This is a genomic window from Enterobacter cloacae complex sp. 2024EL-00214 (assembly GCF_043945575.1).
GTDB lineage: Bacteria > Pseudomonadota > Gammaproteobacteria > Enterobacterales > Enterobacteriaceae > Enterobacter > Enterobacter cloacae_P.
On the sequence record NZ_JBIMRC010000057.1, the window covers coordinates 1 to 1,197 of the forward strand.

At 44.4% G+C, this 1,197-nt stretch carries 2 protein-coding genes; one reads left to right on the forward strand and one right to left on the reverse strand.

The window, feature by feature from the left end:
* The first annotated feature begins 400 nt into the window (after positions 1 to 400).
* On the forward strand, positions 401 to 901 hold the full coding sequence (locus tag ACHHZ6_RS24700) for a non-heme ferritin-like protein (RefSeq protein ID WP_001752509.1): 501 nt from the start codon (positions 401 to 403) through the stop codon (positions 899 to 901).
* A gap of 68 nt (positions 902 to 969) precedes the next feature.
* On the opposite strand, the gene ACHHZ6_RS24705 is transcribed toward ACHHZ6_RS24700, so the two are convergent.
* A partial coding sequence (locus ACHHZ6_RS24705) for a hypothetical protein (protein WP_205913608.1) occupies positions 970 to 1,197 on the reverse strand: 228 nt, incomplete at its 5' end.

Consider the following 1,197-nt stretch of genomic DNA (forward strand, 5'->3'; position numbering starts at 1 on the left):
GCCAGGCCTCAGCATTTTATTATGGTGATCCCCTGGGCGAAATGCGCCTGGTAAGCAGAGTTTTTGAAATGTAAGGCCTTTGAATAAGACAAAAGGCTGCCTCATCGCTAACTTTGCAACAGTGCCCCTAATCGTGTTCAGCAGAATAGCCGGAGGAAGTTTCCTACTGTCGATAAGAAAGGATTGGCACAGGGAGTGTGAATATCGAAACACCATCACAGAATAATGCCAGATAGAAATGCGATAGTAGGGTTGGATATTTAAATAAGGAGCATCCCGACTTAAAATGAATATGACTGCGTAACCAGGCGCAATAAAAAAAGCGAAAGAATCGCTTTTATTCTGGTTGTTTTTTCGAAGAGTGACCGTTTTCTGAGATGACAAGAAATAAGGAAGTCCTATGATCGCTAGCGGAATAGTTCAAAAACTGAATGCGCAAATGAATCAGGAGTTTTATACCTCAAATTTGTATCTTCAGCTCAGCCAGAGGTGCAGCGAGAATAGCCTTAATGGCACCGCACTATTTTTGCGTCATCAGGCGCAAAATACGGTGACGCAAATGATGCGCATGTACGAATACATCAAACAGAGCGGCGCCACGCCGGTGTTACAGGAGCAACACGCCCGGTGCGGTGAATTTTCCACGCTGGAAGATCTGTTTGAGCAGACGGTAAGCGATTACCAGAAGCGCATTAATGCGCTGACCTCTTTGACGGAAGACGCCCAGGCAGCAAACGATAAGTCAGCGATTAACTTCCTGAAGCGATACAGAAAAGAGGAAATCGTGGACGGGACGCTGTTGCAAATCATTCTGGATGAAGTCCGCAGCGCTAAAAAAGCGGGCATCAACATGCAGCAAACCGACCACTATCTGGTTGGCGTGATCGATCGCTATCACTAAATCAATTTCGCAGTACGAGGAGGTTTTACGCCTCCTCAGAAAATCTGTTTTACATCAGAAACAGAGGTTTATGCCAGTGAACATTTGATACCCAACACGTCATAGTGATTTTTTAACTTAGCGTTTTTATATCGTGCCAAAAATGTCTCTGCTTGTGTCTTTATATTAAGGAAGGTGCGAATAAGCAGGTCATTTCTTCCCAAGCTGACTCGCTGATTAAAATTTCGCGGATCTGGGCCGATTTTTTTCCCGCAAACACATCGAATCAGCCTATTTAGGCTATTTTTTCCACCATT